Source organism: Polaromonas sp. P1_G4 (genome assembly GCF_056405475.1).
The window spans coordinates 1-4,463 of the sequence record NZ_JBFUCA010000355.1; the positions used below are offsets into that span (position 1 = coordinate 1).

At 59.6% G+C, this 4,463-nt stretch carries 4 protein-coding genes and 1 tRNA gene; all 5 read right to left on the reverse strand.

Going from position 1 to position 4,463, the window contains the following annotated elements:
• Positions 1 to 466 (reverse strand): ClpX C4-type zinc finger protein (locus tag AC1D1X_RS16410; protein WP_477698668.1); only part of this gene is annotated, 466 nt, incomplete at its 3' end.
• Between the two features lie 121 nt (positions 467 to 587).
• A complete protein-coding gene (gene clpP, locus AC1D1X_RS16415) occupies positions 588 to 1,244 on the reverse strand; it encodes an ATP-dependent Clp endopeptidase proteolytic subunit ClpP (RefSeq protein WP_477669029.1) in 657 nt (218 codons plus the stop codon).
• 157 nt (positions 1,245 to 1,401) lie between these two features.
• A complete protein-coding gene (gene tig / locus AC1D1X_RS16420; RefSeq protein WP_477669028.1) occupies positions 1,402 to 2,712 on the reverse strand; it encodes a trigger factor in 1,311 nt (436 codons plus the stop codon).
• A 114-nt stretch (positions 2,713 to 2,826) separates the two neighbouring features.
• A tRNA-Leu gene (locus tag AC1D1X_RS16425) sits at positions 2,827 to 2,913 on the reverse strand.
• A gap of 118 nt (positions 2,914 to 3,031) precedes the next feature.
• Positions 3,032 to 4,463: efflux RND transporter permease subunit (locus AC1D1X_RS16430; protein WP_477698669.1), on the reverse strand; the 1,432-nt coding region annotated here is incomplete at its 5' end.

Sequence of the window (4,463 nt, forward strand, 5' to 3'; positions counted from 1 at the left end):
AACCTGCTTCGGTCAGCGTAGTAGCGTCGGCCATCACAAAGGGAACGTTCAGCGTACGCGCCAGCGTTTGGGCCAGCAGGGTCTTGCCGGAACCTGTGGGGCCGATCAGCAAAATATTGCTTTTGGTCAGCTCCACATCGTCTTTTTTGGCTTTTTCCTTGTGGCGCAGCCGCTTGTAGTGGTTGTACACCGCCACTGCCCGGGTGCGCTTGGCCGGTTCCTGGCCAATCACATAGCCGTCCAGTGTTCCCTTGATCTCTGAGGGCGTGGGCAGGTCGGTGCGCGTCTCACGAACGTCGTCACCAGCGGGGAGTTCGTCGCGAATGATCTCGTTGCAAAGATCGATGCACTCGTCACAGATAAAAACCGAAGGGCCAGCGATCAGTTTTTTGACTTCGTGCTGACTTTTACCGCAGAAGGAGCAGTGCAAAGTCTTTTCGCTGGAGGAGCCTTTTTTCTCGGCCATTGGGGGGATGCCTTTAAGGAGCCTGAAGGGGGAACTGTTACCTAATGATAACCAATAAAAAAACGGCGTTTCTGTTACAGAAAACGCCGTTGTTGCAGTGCAACTGAAGAGCTTTCGACGCTCAGGGCCGCTTGGAAATGACCTGGTCGACCAGCCCGTACTCTTTGGCGTCTTCCGCAAACATGAAATAGTCACGTTCGGTATCGCGTTCGATCTTTTCGATAGGCTGGCCGGTATTGGCCGCCAGGATGCGGTTGAGCTGGTCCCGCGTCTTGAGAATGTCGCGGGCATGGATTTCAATGTCCGACGCCTGGCCTTGCGCACCACCGGATGGTTGGTGAATCATGACGCGGGAATTAGGCAGCGAAAAGCGCTTGCCTTTAGTGCCGGCCGACAGCAGGAAAGCACCCATGCTGGCCGCCATGCCCACGCACAGGGTGGAAACGTCGGGTTTGATGAATTGCATGGTGTCGTAAATCGCCATGCCGGCCGTCACGGAACCGCCGGGGGAGTTGATGTAGAAGGAAATGTCCTTGTCCGGGTTTTCGCTCTCCAGGAAGAGGAGCTGGGCCACCACCAGGTTGGCCGTCTGGTCATTGACCGGCCCCACCAGGAAAATCACGCGCTCCTTGAGCAGGCGCGAATAAATGTCGTAAGAGCGCTCGCCACGGCCGGATTGCTCGATGACCATGGGCACCATGCCCAAGCCTTGTGCATCCTGCGCGCCGGCTTGCGGGGCCGTATAAGCGCCGCCGTAAATACTGTTTCGGACCATCATGTTTTCTCCAGAGATGTTTGTACTGTACCCAAAAACTCCCCCAGGGAGTTTCGGCGATGGCTGACAACAGATTCGCGAGCTGTTGTGCCGTAGCTCAAAGAAATTGGGGCCTGTGCCGCAAAGCACAAGCCCCAATGTCAGCAAAGGCGCTGAAGAATCAGTTCTGGCCCATCAGCTCGTCAAAGGAGATGGCTTTTTCGCTGACTTTGGCTTTGCCCAGCACGAAGTCGGTCACGTTGTTTTCAATCACAACAGCCTCGACTTCGGCCATGCGACGGTTGTCGCTCAGGTACCAGCGCACTACGTCTTGCGGCTTCTCGTAGCTGGCGGCCAGCTCTTCGATGTGCGCCTTGAGCTGCTCAGGCTTGGCCTGCAGGTCATTGCTGCGCACCAATTCAGCCACCACCAGGCCCAGGCGCACGCGCTTTTCGGCTTGGGGACGGAAGATTTCTTCGGGAATCGGCGCCTTGTCGGCGTCCTTGATGCCGCGCTGCTTCAAGTCGGCGCGGGCGCCTTCGATCATGCGGTCCAGCTCGGCCTGGACGCTGGACTTGGGCAGGTCGAGTTCGGCGTTGGCGACCAACGCGTCCATCACGGCGTTCTTGTTACGGGCCAGCAGGCGGAACTTGACTTCGCGCTCGAGGTTTTTCTTGATGTCGGTGCGCAGGCCTTCGACCGTGGAGTCAGCGATGCCCAGGGACTTGGCCAGTGCTTCATTGACTTCGGGCAGGTGAGCTGCTTCGATTTTTTTGACCGTCACGAGGAAATCGGCCTGTTTTCCGGCCACATCTTTACCGTGGTAGTCGGCGGGGAAGTTCAGGGGGAAGGTCTTGCTTTCGCCGCTTTTCATGCCGCGCACGGCGTCTTCGAATTCCTTGAGCATTTGCCCGTCGCCGATCAGGAACTGGTAGTCCTCGGCCTTGCCGCCGGCGAAAGGCTCGCCGTCGATCTTGCCTTCGAAGTCGATGGTGGCGCGGTCACCGTCTTGCGCCGGCGCATCGGCTGCGCGCTGGGCAAAGGTACGGCGCTGCTTGCGCAGGATATCCAGCGTCTTGTCGATGGCGGCGTCGCTGACTTCAGCGCTGACCTTTTCGACTTCGGCGCCCGACAGGTCGGCGATCTTGACTTCAGGGTAGACCTCGAACACCGCGTCAAACACCAGTTCGCCCTCAGGCGCGCCCTCTTTTTCGCTGATGCGGGGCTGGCCGGCAACACGCAGCTTGGCTTCATTGGCGGCCACGGCAAAAGCTTCACCGACCTTGTCGTTCATGACTTCGTAGTGCACCGAATAGCCGTAGCGCTGGGCCACCACGTTCATGGGGACTTTGCCCGGACGGAAGCCGTCCATCTTGACCGTACGGGCCAGCTTCTTCAGACGGGTATCAACTTCCGACTGAATGGTGTTGACGGGCAGCGAGAGCGTCATTTTGCGCTCGAGCTTTTCAAGGGTTTCAACAGTCACGGCCATGATGGTTCCTAAGATCAAAAATAGTCAAAACAGGTTTTCACCTGGCATGTTGCGGGGTTTGCCGCAACGACTGAAAGCAAGGAGGGGCAACAGGGCCGCCCACAAGCCTCAGGGTGGTGCGCGGGGCGGGACTCGAACCCGCACATCCTTGCGGACGTCAGGACCTAAACCTGGTGCGTCTACCAATTTCGCCACCCGCGCGCCTGAAATAAAAACGGGAATCCGAAAAACCTCCGAATCCCCGCTTGAAATCGGTCAACTCTCTATTTTAGCCGTTATCGGGCCCGGTTTTTCGTCCGGAACCGACGGCCAGAGAGAATCAGGCCGGCTGTGGCTTTTCGCCCATGTGTGGCTTAACTTCCAGCTTATCTTCCCGTTTGACACGGAACCACGCTGCATACATGGCAGGCAGGGCCAGCAAGGTCAGCACCGTCGCCACCACCAGGCCGCCCATAATGGCAACCGCCATAGGCCCCCAGAACACGCTGCGCGACAGCKGGATCATGGCCAAAACCGCCGCGGCGGCCGTCAGCACAATCGGCCGAAGCCTGCGCACGGCCGACTCGACGATGGCTTCCCAGGTGGGTACGCCGCGGGCGCGGTCCTGCTCGATCTGGTCGATCAGGATCACCGAGTTGCGGATGATCATGCCGAACAGCGCAATCACGCCCAGCAGCGCGACGAAACCAAACGGCCGGTTCAACAACAGCAGAGCTCCGGCCACACCTGCGATGCCCATGAAGCCCGTCAAAAAGGCGAGGATCGAACGGCTGAAGCTGTGCAGTTGCAGCATCAACAGGGTGAGCACGATAAACAGTGCGACCGGCAAGCCCGCCACAATTGAGGAGGATCCCTTGCTGCTTTCCTCCACCGCGCCGGCCACCTGGATGCGGTAGCCCGCCATGCCCTTGTCCAGCCACTTGGCTTCCAGCGCCTTGAGCTTGGGCATCAACTCCTRTGTCACCGTGGCACCCTGCAGGCCTTCGACGATGTCACTTTGCACCGTGATGGCGTAGTCGCGGTTCTCGCGCCACATCACGCCCGGTTCCCAGGTAAACACCGGCTTGGCAATCTGCGTCAGCGGAATCGACTTGCCTGAAGCCGTAGGCAGGTAGGCGTTGCCGATGTCGGTGATTGCGTTTCGCTCGTCCAGCGGCTGGCGCAGCACGATGTCGATCAGCTTGTCACCCTCACGGAACTGGCCGACTGAGGTGCCTGCCAGGATGGTGCGTGAAGCCTGTGCAATCGACTGGCTGGTCACGCCCAGCGCGCGCGCCTTGGCCTGGTCCACTTCCAGCCGCAGCACTTTCACCGACTCGTTCCAGTTGTCGTTCACACCGCGCGTGTTGCCGCTCTCGCGCATCACCGCCTTGACCTCATCGGCGCGGTCACGCAGCACCAGCGGGTCAATACCGACCACGCGGAACTGCACCGGGTAAGGCACGGGCGGACCGTTGGGCAACAGCTTGACCCGACCGCGCACTTCGGGGAATTCGGTGGCCAGCAGGGCGGGCAGCTTGATGCGCAGCGACTCGCGCACCTTCAGGTCTTTCGGCAGCACAATCATCTGCGAGACGTTGGTTTGCGGAAAAACCTGGTCCAGCGGCAAATAAAAGCGCGGCACGCCCGAGCCTATCCAGGTGCTGACCGTGCTCACGCCCTCCTCCTTCATGAGGCGCGCCTCCACCCGTTTAGCCGTGGCCTCGTTGGCGGCGAAGGAAGTTCCTTCCGGGAACCAGATATCGACCATG